At 64.5% G+C, this 18031-nt stretch carries 14 protein-coding genes; 9 read left to right on the forward strand and 5 right to left on the reverse strand.

Going from position 1 to position 18031, the window contains the following annotated elements; all coding sequences use genetic code 11:
• The first annotated feature begins 30 nt into the window (after positions 1-30).
• Positions 31-2883: a bifunctional [glutamate--ammonia ligase]-adenylyl-L-tyrosine phosphorylase/[glutamate--ammonia-ligase] adenylyltransferase gene (gene glnE / locus JHD67_RS10045; protein ID WP_199099043.1), complete on the forward strand. Its 2853-nt coding sequence runs from the start codon at positions 31-33 to the stop codon at positions 2881-2883.
• Here glnE and JHD67_RS10050 read toward each other — a convergent pair.
• Positions 2880-3857 (reverse strand): mitochondrial fission ELM1 family protein, encoded by a 978-nt coding sequence (locus tag JHD67_RS10050; protein ID WP_199099044.1) that lies wholly within the window; start codon positions 3855-3857, stop codon positions 2880-2882. The genes glnE and JHD67_RS10050 overlap by 4 nt on opposite strands.
• Before the next feature lie 135 nt (positions 3858-3992).
• Here JHD67_RS10050 and JHD67_RS10055 point away from each other — a divergent pair, with 135 nt between their 5' ends.
• Both JHD67_RS10055 and JHD67_RS10060 read left to right on the forward strand, forming a co-directional pair.
• On the forward strand, positions 3993-4586 hold the full coding sequence (locus tag JHD67_RS10055) for a malonic semialdehyde reductase (RefSeq protein WP_199099045.1): 594 nt from the start codon (positions 3993-3995) through the stop codon (positions 4584-4586).
• A gap of 57 nt (positions 4587-4643) precedes the next feature.
• Positions 4644-5231, forward strand: coding sequence for a YceI family protein (locus JHD67_RS10060; RefSeq protein ID WP_199099046.1), 588 nt, complete (start codon positions 4644-4646; stop codon positions 5229-5231).
• Between the two features lie 74 nt (positions 5232-5305).
• Here JHD67_RS10060 and JHD67_RS10065 read toward each other — a convergent pair whose 3' ends face one another.
• A complete protein-coding gene (locus JHD67_RS10065) occupies positions 5306-6559 on the reverse strand; it encodes a Yip1 family protein (protein ID WP_199099047.1) in 1254 nt (417 codons plus the stop codon).
• A 279-nt stretch (positions 6560-6838) separates the two neighbouring features.
• Here JHD67_RS10065 and JHD67_RS10070 point away from each other — a divergent pair, with 279 nt between their 5' ends.
• From JHD67_RS10070 to JHD67_RS10090, 5 genes are all read left to right on the forward strand, one after another.
• Positions 6839-7045: a zinc-finger domain-containing protein gene (locus tag JHD67_RS10070; RefSeq protein ID WP_199099048.1), complete on the forward strand. Its 207-nt coding sequence runs from the start codon at positions 6839-6841 to the stop codon at positions 7043-7045.
• A gap of 98 nt (positions 7046-7143) precedes the next feature.
• On the forward strand, positions 7144-8271 hold the full coding sequence (locus JHD67_RS10075; RefSeq protein WP_199099049.1) for a glycosyltransferase: 1128 nt from the start codon (positions 7144-7146) through the stop codon (positions 8269-8271).
• A gap of 70 nt (positions 8272-8341) precedes the next feature.
• Positions 8342-9613 carry an O-antigen ligase family protein gene (locus JHD67_RS10080; RefSeq protein ID WP_199099050.1) on the forward strand — a complete coding sequence of 424 codons (1272 nt, stop codon included), beginning with the start codon at positions 8342-8344 and terminating at the stop codon, positions 9611-9613.
• The gene (locus tag JHD67_RS10085) at positions 9610-10380 is read left to right on the forward strand and encodes a glycosyltransferase family 2 protein (RefSeq protein ID WP_199099051.1); all 771 of its coding nucleotides are present in this window, start codon (positions 9610-9612) and stop codon (positions 10378-10380) included. Before JHD67_RS10080 ends, JHD67_RS10085 begins: the two co-directional genes overlap by 4 nt.
• Before the next feature lie 538 nt (positions 10381-10918).
• Complete coding sequence (locus JHD67_RS10090) at positions 10919-13210, forward strand: protease pro-enzyme activation domain-containing protein (RefSeq protein WP_199099052.1); 2292 nt, start codon at positions 10919-10921, stop codon at positions 13208-13210.
• A 64-nt stretch (positions 13211-13274) separates the two neighbouring features.
• On the opposite strand, the gene JHD67_RS10095 is transcribed toward JHD67_RS10090, so the two are convergent.
• Both JHD67_RS10095 and lpxL read right to left on the reverse strand, forming a co-directional pair.
• Entirely contained in the window at positions 13275-14189 is a 915-nt protein-coding gene (locus JHD67_RS10095; RefSeq protein WP_199099053.1) for a DUF535 family protein, read from the reverse strand.
• A 106-nt stretch (positions 14190-14295) separates the two neighbouring features.
• Positions 14296-15213, reverse strand: a complete 918-nt coding sequence (lpxL, locus tag JHD67_RS10100; protein ID WP_233171793.1) for an LpxL/LpxP family Kdo(2)-lipid IV(A) lauroyl/palmitoleoyl acyltransferase — start codon at positions 15211-15213, stop codon at positions 14296-14298.
• Between the two features lie 116 nt (positions 15214-15329).
• Here lpxL and waaA point away from each other — a divergent pair, with 116 nt between their 5' ends.
• Complete coding sequence (gene waaA / locus JHD67_RS10105; protein ID WP_199099055.1) at positions 15330-16595, forward strand: lipid IV(A) 3-deoxy-D-manno-octulosonic acid transferase; 1266 nt, start codon at positions 15330-15332, stop codon at positions 16593-16595.
• Between the two features lie 99 nt (positions 16596-16694).
• Here the strand turns inward: waaA and JHD67_RS10110 are convergent, their stop codons facing one another.
• Positions 16695-18023: a TolC family outer membrane protein gene (locus JHD67_RS10110; protein ID WP_199099056.1), complete on the reverse strand. Its 1329-nt coding sequence runs from the start codon at positions 18021-18023 to the stop codon at positions 16695-16697.
• Between the last annotated feature and the right edge of the window lie 8 nt (positions 18024-18031).

The following is an 18031-nucleotide window of genomic DNA, read 5'->3' on the forward strand; positions in this document are numbered from 1 at the left end:
GTCAGCGCGGTAGTGGGGCACAATGGCGCGATGACCGTTCTCAACAGGACTACGGAATCCCAGGCGCTGCGTGCCCTGATCGATGACCGTTACAGTGAGTTGGCTGCACGTTGCCGCATCATGGGCGTGCCGCTGCATGACGATGCCGGCGTGGCCGAGCGTATTCGCCGTACCCTGCTGGCCAGCGATTTCGCCTTCGATACCTGGTTTCGCCAGCCGCAATTGCTCGCCCCGCAGGGGCTGGAGCGATTGCGTTCGGGCAGCGACGCCAGTGCCCGTATCGATGGGGTGAAGCTGTCGGACGACGAGGGCGCCTGCCTCACCGAGCTACGCCGTTTCCGACACGCCGAAGCGTTGCGCCTGGTATTTCGCGACGTGAATGGGCTGGACGAGTTGCCGGAGACCTTGTCGGCCACCAGCGTGTTGTACGAAGCATTGCTGGGGGCGGCGCTGGGGTGGTCCGAACGGGCGTTGGCGGCGCGTTACGGGCATAGCCGCAGCCATGAGGGCGAGTTGCAACGCATGGTGGTGGTCGGCTTTGGCAAGTTGGGCGGCAGCGAGCTGAATTTTTCTTCCGATATCGATCTGGTGCTGGCCTATCCGCAAGGCGGGCAAAGCGATGGCACGCGTTCGCTCGACAACAGCGAATACTTCGTGCGCCTGGCGCGGCAGCTGGTGCGCCTGCTGGCCGAGCCGACCGTCGATGGCATCTGCGCGCGCGTGGATCTGCGTTTGCGTCCGTTCGGCAACGCCGGTCGGTTGGCGCTGCCGTTCTCCGCGATGGAGCAGTACTACCAGAGCGAAGGGCGTGACTGGGAGCGCTATGCCTGGATCAAGGCACGGCCGGTGGCGGGCGATCGCAACGCCGGCAAGCAGCTGCAGGAATTGTTGCGCCCCTTCGTGTATCGCAAATACCTTGATTACACCGCGTTTGCCGGTTTGCGCGAGATGAAAGCGCTGATCGACGCCGAAGTGGCGCGCAAGGATCTGGCCGATAACCTCAAGCTGGGGCCTGGCGGTATTCGCGAAATCGAGTTTGTGGTGCAACTGGTACAGCTGATCCGCGGCGGCCGCGAGCCGAGTCTGCGGGTACGTGGCCTGTTGCCGGCGCTGACGGCGTGTGAAGCGCGCGGGCATATCAGTGCGGTGCGTGCCAAGGCGCTGCGCGAGGCTTATGTATGCCTGCGCCGCGTGGAGAATCGCGTGCAGATGCTGCGCGATGCGCAGACGCACGACATCCCCGAAGACGCATTGAGCCGCGAGCGCATTGCGCTTGGCTTGGGGCATGCCTCGTGGGAAGAGCTGGCCGAAGAGCTGGCGCATCATCGCGCCCATGTCAGCGAGGAATTCGCGGAGGTGTTGGTGCCGCAAGGTGGGCGTACCGCCAGTCCGCCGGTGGCCGATGTGGCGCTGTGGCAGCGTGCCTGCGCGGAAAGCCTGGATGCGGCGCAGATGGAGGCTTCTGGGTTTACCCCGGGCGGTGACGTGGCCGAAACCCTGCAAAAGCTGTCGCAGGCTGCGGGTGTGCGCGCCATGTCGCAGCGCACGCGCGAGCAGCTCGATCGCCTGATGCCCCAATTGCTGGCGGTGGCGCGCAACAGCGCGGCGCCGGTGCCGTGTCTGCTGCGCTTGTGTCGATTGGTGCAGGCGGTGGCGCGGCGTTCGTCCTATCTCGCGCTGCTGGAGGAGCAGCCGGCGGCGCGCTTGCGACTGGCGCGGCTGTTTGCCGAAAGTGCCTTCCTGGCCGAGCGAGTGATTGCGCAACCGTTGCTGCTCGATGACGTGCTTGATCCGCGCATTGACCAGCTACCGCTCAAGCGCGCCGATATCAGCGAGGAAATCAGCCGCGTGCTGGCCACGCTGGACGAGCGCGAGGCCGAGGCAGAGCTGGAGCGGCTCAATGAATTCAAAGCCAGTGTGGCGTTTCGCCTGGGCCTGGCCTTCAGCGATGGGCGTGCCGATGCCGTGGCCACGGCGCGCCGCTTGGCGGTGCTGGCCGAGTCGATCGTACTGGCGGTTACCGCGCTGGCCGAGCGCGAGCTGGCGGCGCAGCACGGTCGCCTGCCGGGCGAAGGCAGCGGGCTGGCGGTGCTTGGCTACGGCAGCCTGGGTGGCGAGGAGTTGGGTTTTGCCTCGGACCTGGACCTGGTGTTCGTCTACGACGGCCGCCGTGCCCATGCGATGAGTGATGGTGCGCGCCCGCTGGAAGGCTCGCGCTGGTACCAGCGGCTGGTGCAGCGCGCAATGAACTGGCTCACCGTGCTTACCCGCGCGGGCCGCTTGTACGAAGTGGATACGCGATTGCGACCGGATGGCTCCAAGGGCCTGCTGGTGAGCAGCCTGGATTCGTTCACCGAGTATCAGAAGAGTCGTGCCTGGACCTGGGAGCATCAGGCGTTGCTGCGGGCGCGCCCGATTGCTGGCGATGCCGCGCTCAATGCCGAGCTGGCGGCGGTGCGCCGCGAGGTGTTGGCGGTGCCGCGCGATCGCGATGCCGTGCTCGCCGAAGTGAGCACCATGCGCCAGCGCTGGCGCGCCGAACGCGATCGCTCGGATGCCAACCAGTTCGATCTCAAGCAGGGACTGGGCGGCTTGCTGGATATCGAGTTCGCCTTGCAGGGCCTGGTGCTGGCCAACGCGAGCGCGGCGCCTGCGTTGCTTACCATCACCGCTAATGCCGGCTTGATCGAGGCGTGTCGCAATGCCGGCTTGCTCGACGGGCGGCAGGCGGGCCTGTTTGCCGAAGCGCATGCCGAGCTGTTGCACCGCGCGCTTGCCTGCACGCTGGATCTGCGTTCGCGCATCGCACCACGCGATGGCGAGCTGGATCGGTTATCCAGCAACGTGCAAGCGGTGACGGCTGAACTGGGTTTTCGCTTCTAGTAGTCGGTGGCCTGTCGCGCCATCAGGCGCTCGCGCACCATGGCGGCGATGGCGCTGGTTTCGCGTAGCGGGCGAGTGGGCGGGGCATCGTGGTCGATGGCGTGCAGCCAGCCGCCCTCGCGCAGGGCGAGGTGGAAGCGCTCGAGCTTCGTCGGCAGCGTGCCGAGCACGAAGGTGTGCACCGGGCAGCCCACCGCGCAGGCTTCGGACAACATGTTGACCGAGTCGGGCGTTACCACCAGGCGATCGGCCCAGCCGAGTACCCCAGCGTACGGGTTGCCGCCATCGTCGCGCCCACTCCAGACCAGGCCGGGGATGCCGATCAGGCGCTGGCGCATCGCCTCGACCAGCGGTCGCGGGGTGCGCCGCGAGGCCAGCACCAGCAGGCTGCCGCCCTCCCGATGATGCCGGGCCAGCAGGTGCGAGGTGAGCTGGTCGATATACGCCTCGTCAAAGCGGACGCCTTTGCGCGGGCCGCCGAGCAGCACACCGACGCGTGGGCTTGGCAGCTCGCCGAGCCCGGGGTCGGCATCGCGTCCATCGCGTAGCCAGGCGTCGTCCACTGGATTGAGCGAACCCAGCGGCTGCCATACGTGACGGCCGCTCAGGCGGTCATGCTGCGGGGCGATCACCAGATCCCAGAGGCCCGGGCGGATACGCGGATCGAGGATCTGTACGGTATAGCTGCGTCCCTGACTGAGCGCGCGCAGCATGCGGGTGTAAAGCGCGGCCTGCCGCCCACAGCCGATGGCGATGACCGGCCAGGGTGGCGCGAACTGGCTTGCTTGCGAGGGGGGCAGTGCCAGTCGGGCGCCCAGGGTCAGGCGCGGCGCCAGCCAGGACCAGGGCGCACGTGGCTCCAACTGCAGGTGGTGTACGGGCAGGCCCAGCATTTCGGCCAGGGCCAGGGCCTGGCGCTGGTTGCCGGCGGCGTCGTCGGTGATCACCCAGCAATCCCCATGGAGCTTCAGCATGCAGGCGGCCCCGGGGGCATTGTTTCTCCAGACAGTACAGTTTGTTTCATTCGCCTGGGTCCAGTTTGCCTTCGCCCGCGCTTACACTGGGCATCCGTTGCGCCGCTGCCGGCGCGTCATGCCAAAAGGATACCCATGAGCGAGATGCTTTCCGAGGTCGCCCTCGATCAACTGTTCCGCACCGCGCGTACGTTCAATGCGTGGCTGCCGAAAGAGGTGAGCGATGCTCAATTGCATCAGCTCTACGATCTGGTCAAGTTTGGGCCGACCAGTGCCAACTCCTCGCCGATGCGCCTGGTGTTCGTGAAGTCCAAGGAGGCCAAGGAGATGCTGGCGCCCTTCCTTTCCGAGGGCAATCGCGCCAAGACCCTGGCCGCGCCGGTCACCGCCATCGTGGCCACCGACTATGCCTTCTACGAGAAGCTGCCGCAGTTGTTTCCGCATGCGGACGCGCGTAGCTGGTTCGTGGGCAATCAGCCGATGATCGACATCACGGCCTTCCGCAACAGCTCCTTGCAGGGTGCCTACGTAATCATGGCGGCCCGTGCGCTTGGCCTGGATTGCGGCCCGATGTCCGGCTTCGATGTGGCCGGCGTGGATGCGACCTTCTTCGCCGGCACCACGTTCAAGGCCAACTTCCTGATCAATCTCGGTTACGGCGATGCCAGCCGCGACCTGTTCCCGCGTAGTCCCCGTCTTTCGTTCGACGAAGCCTGCCGGATCGCCTGAGTACCCCGTACTCGCCAGCGATTCGCGTAGACCCACCCCACCCAGGAGATTTCATCCATGCGTGCTCTTCGTTATCTCGTTCTTGCCGGCCTGCTCGGCGCCGCTGTCACCGCTCAGGCGGCTCCCGTCACCTACAAGATGGATGCCGGCCACACCAACGTGTTGTTCAGCTGGAACCACTTCGGCTTCTCCAATCCCACCGCCAACCTCGGCCTGGGCGACGGCACCATCGTGTTCGACGACAAGGACGCCGCCAAGTCGTCCGTGCAGGTGACCCTGCCGCTGGACAAGCTGGACACCCATCTGGAGGCGCTCGATGAGCACCTGAAGAAGCCGGACTTCTTCGATGCCGCCAAGTACCCGACCATTACCTTCAAGAGCACCAAGGTGGAGGCCGTCGGCGGCAACAAGTACAAGGTCACGGGCGACCTGACCGTGCACGGCGTGACCAAGCCGGTGACGCTGGACGCCACGCTCAACAAGAGCGGCGAGCATCCGATGATGAAGGTGCAGACGGTGGGTTTCGATGCCGTCGCCACCCTTAAGCGCTCGGACTTTGGCGTGGGCGCTTATGTGCCGAATGTGAGCGATGAGATCCAGGTGCGCATCACCACCGAAGCCTCGGTGCCGAAGGCCGCCAAGTAAGTTCGCGCCTTGCGCAAAGCAAAAAGCCCGCGCCTGACCGGCGCGGGCTTTTTGTTGGGTGAAACGTGGGGCGGTTAGTTGCTCACGCCCGCGTCCTTGAGCGATTCGAGCTTGCTCAGGTCCATATCACCCACGGCTTGCTTGAGCTGGTCGATGCTGGCGGCGTTGCCGCTGGCCTTGACGCTGAAGCGCTGGGCGACGATCACACCGTACTCACCGTTGTTGCTCTGGGTATCCCAGGCTTCGTGGATCAGCCGACCCTGGCTGGTATAGGACTTCTCGTAGCCATGATCGGTCTGTTGCTCGGTATCGGGCGACACCGTGCCAGCCAGGGCCATCATGCCCCGCATGCCGCCGGTATCGGTGACTTCCACCTGGATCGTGTGGCCCTGGCCGTCGCTGTAATCGGCATGCGCGGTGGTCACTTCCAAGCCCACCGTGCCGCTGTGCTCGGCGGACATGTTCTGCCGCTTCAAGCCAGCCAGCGTATCGGGCAGGAAATCCTTGATGGTGCTGGCCGACAGCGATTGCACATGGCCGCCGGCGCCCATCATCTTGCCCATCGCCACCTGCTGCGCGGCGGTGTCGCCAGTCTTCCGGGCCTGCTCCAGGTCCTTGCTGGCTTGTTGTGCCTGCTGGCCCATGGCGGCGAGTTTGCCCAGGGTGCTATCGGCATCCACGGCGACCTTGTTGCCGTGACCATCGTCGAGCTGCACGTTGCCCAGGGCGTTGGCGCCGGTGAGCGCGGCGGTGCCGATGACGCCGGCCACGATCAAGGCGACGATCCAGCTCAGTACCAGGGCGATGAGCACCGTGACGGCCGTATAGCCGGCCGCCTTGTCGGAGGGGCAGCGCATGGTCTGCGGCAACCCCAGGTAGAGCAGGTAGATGCCGTAGATGGCGCCGGCCAGCGCTACCAGCCAGCCCAGCCACGGTACCAGCACGGCAATGCCGGCCACCCAGCCGGCCGTCCAGGCGTAGGCCACGGTCTTGAGCGCCTGCACCGGATCTTTCTGGCCGCCGAAAGTGGGGGCGAGCGCATTGACGATCAGCGCCAGCACATAGGTGACGGCCAGTGAAAGCAGGTAGTGCAGCAGCATGCCGGCGATGCCCGCGCCGATCGGCGTGTGCAGGTGCACCCCGAAGCCGCCATAGCCAATCAGGCTGCTCTTGATGAACTGGGCGATTACCGGCAGCGCGGCCACGATCAGGATGTAGTTGCGATAGAGCCCCGCCACGCTGGCGGGCTCGGCGGCAATCACGGGCCATTCGGTTTGCGGTGTGCCGAGGATGGCTTTGATGCGCTGAAGGATTTTTCCGAAGTCCATGACGGTCCTTGTAGATCGGTAATCAAAGGGTAGGGCGAAGACGGAAGGCTGGTCGCTGGGACATTTGTCATCTTGCCCGCACACCCTTATAGGGCATTACGGACGTTTATGGATGACATGCCCGTAGCATGGCTCACGGCCATTCTCGATCCGCCCCGTCGGGACCGACATCCCTCGCCTGGGCTATGTCCTACGACGAAGAAACCGGCCGCCAACGCATCGCGATGGTGGGCCGGCCTGCTAACATGAGCGGCTAGGTGTCTCGATGGAGTGTTCCCCATGTCGCGTTCCCCTGCGGCTGCCCCGCTGATCCCCGCAAATGCCGAAAATCGTTACGAAGTGACGCGGGCTGACCTGCCGCTGTCCTGCCCGATGCCCGGGATGGCCCTCTGGAACTCCCATCCGAAGGTCTATTTGCCGATCGTCGAGGACGGCGGTGAATCCGCATGTCCTTATTGTGGCGCGCATTACGTGCTGCGCGACTGATTTAAACGGTCTAAGTTACAACTGAAACAATATGTGGCGCTGATGTCGGCACGATTGCTGCTTGCCTCCTTACGATGAAGGCACCTTTTGAACCAATCATGTCGGCAGTCGCTACACCAGCGAAGTCACTGACCGTAGTCCAGCTCATCCCGGCGTTGCATTCGGGCGGGGCTGAGCGGTCTGCGCTGGAAATTGCGCGGGCGTTGGTCAAAGCGGGCCATCAGTCCATCGTTATCTCCGCTGGCGGCCGCATGGTGCCCCAGCTGGAGGCCGAGGGCAGCCGGCACATTACTCTCGACATTGGCCGCAAATCCCTGGGCACGCTGATGAATGTGGGTGCCTTGCGGCGTCTGCTGCGCGAGCTCAAGCCCGATATCGTGCACGCCCGCTCGCGCCTGCCGGCCTGGCTGGGCTGGTGGGCGCTCAAGGGCGTCAAGCCGGCCCCCCATTTCGTGACCACCGTGCACGGGCTCAACTCGCCCGGCCGCTACAGCGCCATCCTGCTGCGTGGCGAGCGGGTGATCGCGGTGTCGCAGACCCTTCGTGACTTCATGCTCAGCCACTATCCGTGGCTGGAGCCCTCGCGTGTGCGGGTAATTCCGCGCGGCATCGACCCGGACGCCTTTCCCTATGGGCATCGGCCGGACGACAGCTGGCGCAAGGGCTTCTTCGCCGAATTCCCCAGCCTGGCTGGCGCACCGTTGCTGACCCTGCCGGGTCGCGGCACGCGCTTGAAGGGGCATCACGATGCGGTGGAGCTGGTCGCCGAGCTCAAGCGTCGCGGCATCGACGTGCGCCTGCTGCTGTTGGGCGTGGTTGAGCCAGGCCGCGAGGCGTATGTGCAGGAGCTGCGTGAGCTGATCCGTGCGCGTGGTCTGGAATCACAGGTGGTGCTGGCGCCGCCGCGCAACGATGTGCGCGATATCTACGCCATTTCCTCGCTGATACTGCAGCTGTCGAACAAGCCTGAATCCTTCGGCCGCACGGTGATCGAAGCGCTTTCGCTGTGTCGCCCGGTGCTGGGTTACGCCCACGGTGGCGTCGGGGAGCTGCTGGCCGAGTTGTACCCGGCCGGTCGCGTACCGCCGGCAGACCGCGAACGCCTGGTGGAGCGCGCCGCCGAATTGCTGCGCGTGGCGCCCCCCATCCCGATGCTGCAGAGCTACCGCCTGAGCGACATGCAGCAGGCCACGCTGGCCCTCTACGACGAAATTGCCGCTGTCTGAGCGCGGCCAGGCGGCCGGTAACATCGGCGTCTCACCTACAATGCCCGGGCCTCGATCAAGCGATGTCCGCATGAGTTCATTCGTTTCCCACCTGAAGGCGGCCCTCCGCTCGCCGCTGCTGCCGTTCTGGCTGGTCATCGCCTTGCTGCCCGTGGGCCGCAGCTCGGAACTGGGCACGTTCCTCTGCCTGCTTGGCGTGGTGATGTTGTTCGTGCGCCAGCCCGGCGCCTTGCGCGAGCATGCAGGGGCGCAGCTGCTGCTGTGGCTGCTGGGCGCCTATATCGGCGCAGCGTTGCTGTCCGCGGTGGATTCGCTGGCGCCGGGCAAGAGTTGGTCGACGGTGGTCTCGCTGCTGCGCTACGTACCGCTGGGCCTGTACGCCTGTTTTGCCATTCGGCGCGAAGAGAAACTCAACGCGCTCTATATGGCGGTTGCCGTGGTGGTGGCGTTCTGGGCCCTGGATGCCTGGGTGCAGGCGTTGACCGGGTGGAGCCTGGGCGGCCGCGCGGAGGCCGAGCGCATCTCGGGCATTTTCGGCGCGACCAATCTGAAGCTCGGGCCGACGCTGTCAGTGCTGTCACCCTTCGTATTGTGGTCGGCGCATCGCCGTTGGGGCCTCAAGGGTTTGCTGCTCGCCTTCCTGTTGCTGCTGGGGCCGGTGCTGCTTTCCGGCTCGCGCGCCTCCTGGCTGTGTTACGCCTTGGTCGCGCTGGGCTTTGCCTGGCATGTGGCGCGCTCGCCGTTGCGCTTCCTTGGCGCGGCGGCGCTGGGCGCGGTGCTGCTGGTGGCGGCCGGCGGCGTCGCCTGGAAAACCTCCGAGCGCTTTCAGATGCGCATGGAGCGCACGCTGGAAGCGCTGCAAGGGTCCGCTCAATCGCTCGATAGCGCGACCAGCGGGCGCCTGGATATCTGGCGCACCAGCGTGGCGATGTTCGAAGGCCATCCGATCAATGGCGTAGGCGTGCGCGCTTACCGCAATGCCTATCCCAGTTATGCGCCGGCCAACGATCATTTCGTGGTGTCGGGCGAAGCATGTGGCGTGGGCGAGGGCGCTTGCCACGCGCATCAGTGGGTGCTGGAAGTGCTGACCGAGACCGGCACGTTGGGCTTGTTGTGCTGGTTGTCGGCCATTGTGCTGGCGGTGCGCGCGTGGCGACGTGCGGGGGCGGCGGCGCGTGCGCGTGCGTTCCCGGCCACCCTGGCGCTGGGTGTGATGTTGTTTCCGCTCAACACCCATTTGGCCTTCTATTCGGCGTGGTGGGGCCTGTTGTTTGCCTGGTTGCTGGGGCTGTGGTGTGCGGCGCTGCACGTGTATCCGGCGGCCCACGGGGAGGCGGCATGACACGCGAACCCTTGTCGGTGGTGGTGATCACCTTCAATAACGCGGACACCCTGGATGCCTGTCTCAGCCAGGTCGACTGGGCCGAAGAGATCGTGGTGCTCGATTCGGGTTCCACCGATGCCACCGTGGCCATTGCGCAAAAGCATGGCGCGCGCGTGGCCGTGCATCCGTTCGACGACTACGGCCCGCAAAAGCAGCGTGCTTACGACATGGCCAGTCATGACTGGATTCTCAACCTGGATGCCGACGAGATTCTCTCGCCTGGCACACGCGAGGAGATCGAGCGTGCACTCAGTGCGCCGCGCTTTGCGGGCTATCGTTTGCCGCGGCGCGAGCGCATGTTCTGGACGGTGCAGCATCGCTGGAGCTGGCGCAATGGCCATCTGCGCCTGTTCGATCGTCGCCGTGGCGGCATGAACGACGTGGACGTACATGCCGCGGTGGAGGTGCGTGGTCCGGTAAAGACCTTGCGGCGTGCCGACTTCATCAACGATGGCGATGGCGACATCGCCACCCGCGTCGAGAAGATCAATCGCTACACCACGGGCATGGTGGCCTACAAACTGCGCAAGCGACAGCGCTTCACCGGGCTGCGCATGGTGTTCTATCCGCCCGTGTTCTTTCTGCGCCAGTACGTGGGCAAGCGTTATTTCCTCAATGGTTGGGCCGGCTTTATCGCTAGCGCCACCGGTGCGTTCTACGCGTTCCTCAAGTACGCCAAATTGCATGAGGCACGGGAGCAGGCCGCGCGGAAGATGCGTGAATGAGCTGTCCATGGGCGCTTTGAGATTCAGCGCTCATTTAGAGATGTGTTCTACACGCGTGTGATTTCTTGCGTTGGCGAAATTACTTTCAATCGCTCCCATGCCTTGTGGCTAGCCCACTGCGCGCGTTTCGTGGCGAACGATGCGAAATATCTTGCGCGTCGCGGGTCATGTCTCATCGGTGTTACGCCTTCGCCGTAAATCCGCCTGTGCGCTGGATTCTGCGCGCTTTCGCCTTGCGCGCCCTGGCGGTGCGTTGAAGCGGCTTCGTTACCATTGCGGTGCGGTGCGCGCTGTTCCTACACTCGTGGCGGTGTGTATGGGGTATCAGCGATTCGGCGTCAGGGGCTGCCGTTCGCTTCAAGGGTGATTCAACAGTGAGATAGCGGAAAACACGCGCGTGGCTTTGATGGCTATGCGGCGGATGCGTTTGTCCTTTTCTCCCACAAGACCTGCAGGAGGTCACCAAGGAGCACGACGCGGGAACCAATCCACAGGGGGTTTGGCTTGTTTTCGATGGACACCTTCCAGGAGACATTGCATGAAGAACCAGCACCTGTACCTGAGCGCTGCGATTGCCGTGGCGCTTGCTGCCTCGCCGCTGTTCGCCGTGGCGCAGACGGCCGCCTCGCGGAATCCCGCGCTGGCGGACATCAACACCACGGAAGCGCCGCGGGTGACGCAGACGGTGGATAGCCGCGCCGTATCGACCCTGCAGCGCAGCCATCTCGCTGTGGTCGATCAAACCGCCGTCACCGGAAGCATGGCTGACAACGCGCCGATGAATCATATGCATCTTGTGCTGAAGCGTAGCGCCTCGCGCCAGGCCGCGCTGGATGCGTTGATCGCCGCGCAGCACGATCCCAGCTCCGCCAAATTCCATCAGTGGGTGACGCCGGAACAGTTCGGCGACACCTTCGGCGTGCTCGATGCCGACGTAGCCGCCACGGTCTCCTGGTTGCAGTCGCAAGGCTTCACCGTGCATGGCGTGTATCCAAACAAGATGCAGATCGACTTCAGTGGCACCGCGGGCACCGTCAAGCGCGCGTTCCACACGCAGATGAATCGCTATACGCTCAACAAGACCTCGCATGTCGCCAATGCGTCGGACATCAGTATTCCCTCCGCGCTGCAGAATGTGGTGGTGGGTGTCGCCGGCCTCAACGATATCCACCCGCAGCCCCAGCATGTGGCGCCACGGGTGGCGCGCTTCGATGCGTCCAGTGGCAAGTTCAAGTTGACCAAGCCGACCGTTTCGGCGGCGGCCGGCGTGAGCCCGGAGGCCATTGGTTTTACCAACGGCGCCCGTGGCTTGGTGCCCTACGACATGGCGAAGATCTATGCGGTGGATCAGCTGCGTAGCAGTGGACTCACCGGCAGCGGCATCACCATCGCAGTGGTCGAGGACAACTCGATGGTGCCTGCCGACTGGACCAACTTCGTGAGCCAGTTCAACCTGGGCAGCTACGGCGGCACCTTCACGCAGTCCCAGCCGCAAGCGACGGGGTTTACCAACTGCATCGATCCCAACATCGCCAACCCGGGCGAGGATGATGGCGAGACCTTGCTGGATGCGGAGTGGTCCACCGCGATGGCGCCGGGTGCGCATATCTGGGTCGCCAGTTGCGATGACTCCAATTCAAACAATTTCTTTGGTGGCGTGTTCACCGCGGCGACCAATCTGATCAACGGCGCCAGCCGTCCCAACATCATCAGTGCCAGCTATGGGTACGGTGAAGGTTTCACCGATGCGCCGAGCAAGACTGCCATCGACCTGATGTGGGCACAGGCGGATGCGGAAGGCATTTCGGTGTTCGTATCGAGCGGCGACTCGGGTTCCAACCCCAGCTTCAACGGTGGTCTCATCAACAGCGTGGGCATCGACGCCAATGCATTCGGCACCTCGCCCAACGACACGGTTGTGGGCGGTACGGATACGGCGGACGTGCTCGATGGCACCACCAAGAAGTACTTCGCGGCCACCTACAACTCGGTTTACGGTTCGGCGCTTTCCTATGTGCCGGAGATTCCGTGGAACCAGTCGTGCGGTAACGAAGTGGCGGCCAAGTCGCTGGGTTTCGCCAGTTCGCTCGCCTTCTGCAAGCAATACCTGAAGCTCGATCCGCAAGGCTATTACCTCACCTCCGAGGCAGGTAGCGGCGGCCCGTCGTCGGTGGATAGCAAGCCGGCATGGCAGCGTCAGGTGCACAACGCGGCGAAGGATCAGTCGCGCGACGTACCCGATGTGTCGCTATTCGCCGGTTCGTATGGCGGCGATACCTACGTGATCGTGTGCACGGCCGCCTATCCGTGCCAGCCGGGCTTTACCGGTTTGATTTCCTTGAGCGGTGGCACGTCGCTTTCCTCGCCGATGTTCGCGGGCATCCAGGCGCTGATCGATCAGGGCCTGGCGGCCAAGGGCCTATCGCCCAACCAGGGCAATGCCGCGCCGACTTTGTATGCGCTGGCGGCGGACGAGTACGGCGGCGCCAAGGGCAATCCGCCGGCCAGCCTGGCCAATTGCAGTGCGGACAACGGCACCAAGGGCACCGGTAAGTGCGTGTTCCACAACATCACGCGCGGCAGCATCGCGACCCAGTGCGTGCAGCAGCCGCCAGGCATCGTCACGCCTGACTGCTACTTCTATGGATCGCTGCCTGCTTCGTCGTACGGGCCGTTGCAGGTGGGCCTCACCTCGACCAATGCCAGCAAGTACAACATCAACACCGAGGCGTTCGCGGCGGAGCCGGGCTGGAGCTTTGCGTCCGGCCTGGGCTCGGTCAATGCGCAGAACCTGTTCAATGCCTGGAAGGCGTTCGTCAACGTGAAGTAAGCGGTTGGCTTGCCATCTCCCGGTGGTCATCTGGCCGCCGGGAGATCGCGCCAGCAGGTGCGCTTCAGGCTGCTTTTGGCCAGGCGAGCGCTGGCGCACCCAGGGCGTTCAGCAGGCAGGCGCAGGCATCGCTGCGCAACTGTTCGCGACGGCGGAACGCCGAACGGTGCTTGCTGTCCACGCGCGATTCGTCACGCATGGGCTCGGAGGCGGGCAGGGCAAAGAATCCATCCGGTTGCAGCACGCCCAGGCACTCTTCCCAGAAGCTGTCGTAGTCGGCCTTGATCTTGTCAGCCTGCCCGGCGAACGGGTGCAGCAAGTGGCTGACGCCGCGAATCTGTTGCGCGCCGGCGAACGCACCGAATGCCAACAGCAGCGAATACAGCAGATTCTTCGGACGCAGGCCGTAACACTGTTTGGTGAGTTCGCGCACGGCTTCGCGACCCAGCTCCGACGCAGCACCCTGCAGGCCGCCGATCAACAACGTGCGGCCGCCGTCGCTTACGCTGAAAGTGACCGACGAGAGCAGCTGTTCCTGCGTGTTGGTCAGGCATAGCGCCAGCTCTCCTTCGCGGCTGCGGCCGAGCGGGCGACGCAGTTCCAGCAAGAGCTGGCTGCCATCCTTCAGCGTGATGGCGCCGAGCGCGCAGTGACCCCCCAGGTAGATCGCATCGGCCACGCGTGCGGGCAGTCGTTCGAAGACAAAGCGGTAATGCTCACGCACGATGGTGAGGCGCTGTGCACGACCCAGGCGGCGGTTGATGTAATGGTGATGCCAGCGCTCGATCAGGCGCGGATCGTGGGAAAGATAGGCCGCCAGTCGCGGCGATCCGAACAGCTCCTGCAGCCACGCTGATTGACGGCGCGGCATGCTGGCACTACGGGTGATGTATTTGAGGCATGCGACGAGGCGCTTGCCGGCGCCACCGCGCCAGTCATGACGCTGGCGCAGCGAACGCAGAAACAACGAGAAAGACATGCGGAATGCTATGGGGGATCGACGTGGCCGCGCATGGTAACGCGAGTGACCATCATGCGCCCGTGCCCGTGTGTGCGCCTCGCCTTCATTGCGAGTGAGTATGACCTCAATAGATCGAAGGGCTGCCTTCGGGGCGCGTCTTGAAGCGCTTGTGTACCCACAGGTATTGCTCGGGTGCGGTGCGCACCATGTCTTCGATGCAAGCGTTGACGCGCGCGGTGTCCTCGAGCACGTCGTTGCTTGGAAGCTGCTCCAGCGGCGCACCCAGGCGCAGCGCATAGCCCTGATTGCCGGGCAAGCGGCGGTGATAGAAGGGAATCACCCTTGCCCCAGAAAGGCGGGCCAGATGATGCGTCGCCGTAATGGTGGCCGCGGGCACGCCGAAGAACGGTACAAAGACGTTGTCCTTGCTGCGCATGTCCTGATCGGGCGCGTACCACAGTGTGCCGCCGTTGCGCAGGTATTTTACGGTGCCGCGGATATCGTCCTTCTCGAACATCGCCTCGGCATAGTCCAGGCGTGCACGCAGCACCACCCACTCGAACACGGCGGTATCCATGCGGCGATACATGCCCGAGATGCGAATACGCTGCGAGACCAGTCGCGCGCATAGCTCCAGATGCGAAAAGTGGCCGCCCACCAGCAGCACGCCCTTGCCTTGGGCGCGTGCCGCTTCCAGGTGTTCGAGGCCTTCGATGGTGACCGGCACGCGCGCAATGGCGCGCTCGCTGCCCATCCAGCCCAGCGCAAACTCCACCATCATCAAGCCGATATCGCGCAGGTGCGCATTCACCAGCGCGGCCTGCTCGGCCTTTGACAGTTCGGGGAAGCACAAGGCGATGTTGGCTTCGGCCACATGGCGGCGCGGCGAGGGCACGCGTTGCACCAGCTGACCCAGGCCGCGACCCAGTGCCATCAACCAGGGGCGCGGCAGGTGCGCAATCAGCCAGATCACGCCCGCACCTAGCCAGGCCGGCCAATGCGATGGGGCGAGCAGGGAGCGGTTAAAGGGGGGGCGAGGCATGCCGGGCATCGTCGGCATTGTAGGGAACAAGCCATAACGAGGCGAGCCGCCGGCTGCTTTGAGTGGCGATCGTCGTCGAGTCGATATACTGGCGCACCGGATCGAAGGGCTCACCATTGCGTTACCTCTACACCCTCGCCATGTACCTGGTGACGCCGTTGATCATGATGCGTCTGCTGGCGCGTGGCGTGCGCTACCGTGATTATCACCGCCGCTGGCGCGAACGCTTCGGCTTTTTCGACATGCCGGGCGTCAACGGCAGCCTGTGGGTGCACGCGGTATCGGTGGGCGAGGTGAATGCCGCCGAGCCGCTCATCAAGGCATTGCGCAACGACTACCCTAATGCGCCGCTGGTGATCACCACGGTGACGCCCACGGGTTCGGAGCGCGTGCGCCAGCTATTTGGCGACAGCGTGTTTCACGTGTATCTGCCCTATGACCTGCCTTTTGCGGTAAAGCGCTTTCTGCGTCGCGTGCGGCCGCGCCTGGCGGTGATCGTGGAAACCGAGATCTGGCCGAATTTGTACTTCGCGTGCCGCAAGCGCGGTATTCCATTGATGATCGTCAACGCGCGACTGTCCGAGCGCTCGCTGCGCGGTTACAAGCCCATGGGCGGCCTGGTGGCGCAGGCGCTGGGCTGTGTGCGCCTGATAGCCGCGCAGTCGGGGACGGACGCCGCGCGCTATCGCTCGTTGGGTGCCGATCCAGAAAAGATCGTAGTGACCGGCAACCTCAAGTTCGACATGCCCGTGCCCTACGACGCGGAATTGAAGGGGGAGGAACTACGCCGTCAGTGGGGTCCGTTGCGCCCGGCATGGATCGCCGGCAGTACGCATGAGGGCGAGGAGCTGCCCGTGCTGGAGGCGCATCTGGAAGTGCTCACGCGCTGGCCCGATGCGCTGCTGCTGATTGCGCCGCGCCATCCCGAACGCTTCAAGCTGGTGGAGAACTCCGCGCGCAGTCTGGGTTTCGTCGTGGGCACGCGCAGCGCCGATCGCGTACCGTCGGCTGCGCACCAGGTGTTCGTGATCGATGCCATGGGCGAGTTGATGCCGTTCTACGCCGCATCGGACCTGGCCTTCGTGGGCGGCAGCCTGGTGCCCATCGGTGGGCATAACGTGTTGGAGCCCGCCGCGCTTTCGACGCCGGTGCTGGTGGGCCCGCATACGTTCAATTTCGAAGAGATCACCCTGACCTTGATTCGCGAGGGCGGCGCCGAGCGCGTGGAAAGCGCCGAGGCGCTGGGTGCATCCGTGCAACGGCTGCTGCGCGACCAGGCGCGCCGTGACCGCATGGGCATGGTGGCGCGCATCGTGTTCGACAGTGAGCGGGGCGCGGTAAAGCGCGCGATGGGCATGATCGACAACCTGCTGCAGGAATAGCCGTTCATTCCAGGTAATTCTGGCAACGACGAGCCATGACACAAAAAAAGGCCGGGCATGCCCGGCCTTTTTTTGTGTGGCGATGGACGCGCGATAGCCTTACTGCAGCATCGCGTTGACCGTCTCCATGTCCTTCAGGTCGATCGAGCCGGCCGACTGCTTAAGCTGCAGCTGGTCCAGCACCAGGGCGTGACGCGATTGCGAATAGCTGCTCTCGGCCTGGGTCAGGGTCTGAATGGCATTGAGCACGTTCAGCATGGTCTGGGTGCCCACGTCGAAGCCTGCACGCGTGGCCTCCAGCGCCTTCTGGCCCGAATCCACCGAGGCCTTGTTGGCTTCCACCTGGCTGATACCCGAGAGCACCGAGCGGTAGTAGTTGAGCGTGTCGCGAACCACCTGGCGGCGGGTGGACTCCAGCGAATCCTGCGCTTCGTCACGCTGGTAGATCGACTGGCGCACGCGCGACTGGGTGGCACCGCCCGAGAAGATCGGAATATTCACCGACAGGCCCACGGTGGTGCCGTAGTCGCCGTTGCCGCGCACGTTGGTACTGGCGTTTTCCTGCCAGGTGGTGTCCTTGCCGCGCGACACCGAGGCGTTGAGCGTGGGCAGATGACCGGCGCGCGCCGCATTGATGCTGCTTTCGGCGGATTTCACGCCAAACTGGCCGGCCTGGATGGTGGCGTTGGAGGTCAATGCCTGCTGCACCCACTGGTTCGGGTCCGCCGGGTTTGGCGGCGTCAGCGGCAGATCCTCGCGAAGCTTCTTCAGGTCATCGACCGGCTTGCCGGTGATCTGCGTCAGCGCTTCCTTGGCATCGTTGAGGGTGTTCTGGGCGGCAATGGTCTGTGCCTTGGCCAGTTCGTAGTACGACTTGGCCTGGTATACGTCAGTGATTGCTGACAGGCCCACCTTGAAGCGCTGGTCGGCCTGGTCATAGGCCTCCTTGTAGGCGTCTTCGTTGGCCTTGGCGAACACCAGTGCATCCTGGCTGGTCAGCACGCCGAAGTAGGCGGTGGTGACGCGCACATAGAGCGCCTGCAGCGCGGCCTCGTAGGTTGCGTCCTGGGCCGAGGCCTGCGCGCGCGCAGCCGAGAGGTTGGCCCACTGGCTGAGGTCGAGCACGGTCTGGGTCAGGGTGGCCGAGAGCGAGCGCGTGCGCGAATGACCGTTGCCCTGGATCGAGCCGTTGGACAGTGTGCTGCCGGAGGACTGCTGGGTAAGGCCAAAGCTGCCGTTGAGCTGCGGCAGCATCACCGCACGCGCCTGGGTCACGCCCTCGCCGGTGGCCAGGCGGGTAGCGCCCGCCTGCGACAGCACCGGGTCGTTGGCGCGGGCTTCTCGGTATGCATCCAGCAAATCCTCGCTGTGGCCGGCCAGCGGGAACGCCGACAGTGCCAGGGCAAGGGTCAGAAGCTTCAAGCGCATGGGTTGCC

Source organism: Dyella sp. ASV21 (assembly GCF_016428975.1).
Lineage (GTDB): Bacteria > Pseudomonadota > Gammaproteobacteria > Xanthomonadales > Rhodanobacteraceae > Dyella.

Excerpts from the sequence above, each read along its gene's own strand:
- glnE (WP_199099043.1), top strand. The coding sequence starts at position 31 with ATGACCGTTCTCAACAGGACTACGGAATCCCAGGCGCTGCGTGCCCTG.
- JHD67_RS10050 (WP_199099044.1), bottom strand. The coding sequence starts at position 3,857 with ATGCTGAAGCTCCATGGGGATTGCTGGGTGATCACCGACGACGCCGCC.
- JHD67_RS10055 (WP_199099045.1), top strand. The coding sequence starts at position 3,993 with ATGAGCGAGATGCTTTCCGAGGTCGCCCTCGATCAACTGTTCCGCACC.
- JHD67_RS10060 (WP_199099046.1), top strand. The coding sequence starts at position 4,644 with ATGCGTGCTCTTCGTTATCTCGTTCTTGCCGGCCTGCTCGGCGCCGCT.
- JHD67_RS10065 (WP_199099047.1), bottom strand. The coding sequence starts at position 6,559 with ATGGACTTCGGAAAAATCCTTCAGCGCATCAAAGCCATCCTCGGCACA.
- JHD67_RS10070 (WP_199099048.1), top strand. The coding sequence starts at position 6,839 with ATGTCGCGTTCCCCTGCGGCTGCCCCGCTGATCCCCGCAAATGCCGAA.
- JHD67_RS10075 (WP_199099049.1), top strand. The coding sequence starts at position 7,144 with ATGTCGGCAGTCGCTACACCAGCGAAGTCACTGACCGTAGTCCAGCTC.
- JHD67_RS10080 (WP_199099050.1), top strand. The coding sequence starts at position 8,342 with ATGAGTTCATTCGTTTCCCACCTGAAGGCGGCCCTCCGCTCGCCGCTG.
- JHD67_RS10085 (WP_199099051.1), top strand. The coding sequence starts at position 9,610 with ATGACACGCGAACCCTTGTCGGTGGTGGTGATCACCTTCAATAACGCG.
- JHD67_RS10090 (WP_199099052.1), top strand. The coding sequence starts at position 10,919 with ATGAAGAACCAGCACCTGTACCTGAGCGCTGCGATTGCCGTGGCGCTT.
- JHD67_RS10095 (WP_199099053.1), bottom strand. The coding sequence starts at position 14,189 with ATGTCTTTCTCGTTGTTTCTGCGTTCGCTGCGCCAGCGTCATGACTGG.
- lpxL (WP_233171793.1), bottom strand. The coding sequence starts at position 15,213 with ATGCCTCGCCCCCCCTTTAACCGCTCCCTGCTCGCCCCATCGCATTGG.
- JHD67_RS10110 (WP_199099056.1), bottom strand. The coding sequence starts at position 18,023 with ATGCGCTTGAAGCTTCTGACCCTTGCCCTGGCACTGTCGGCGTTCCCG.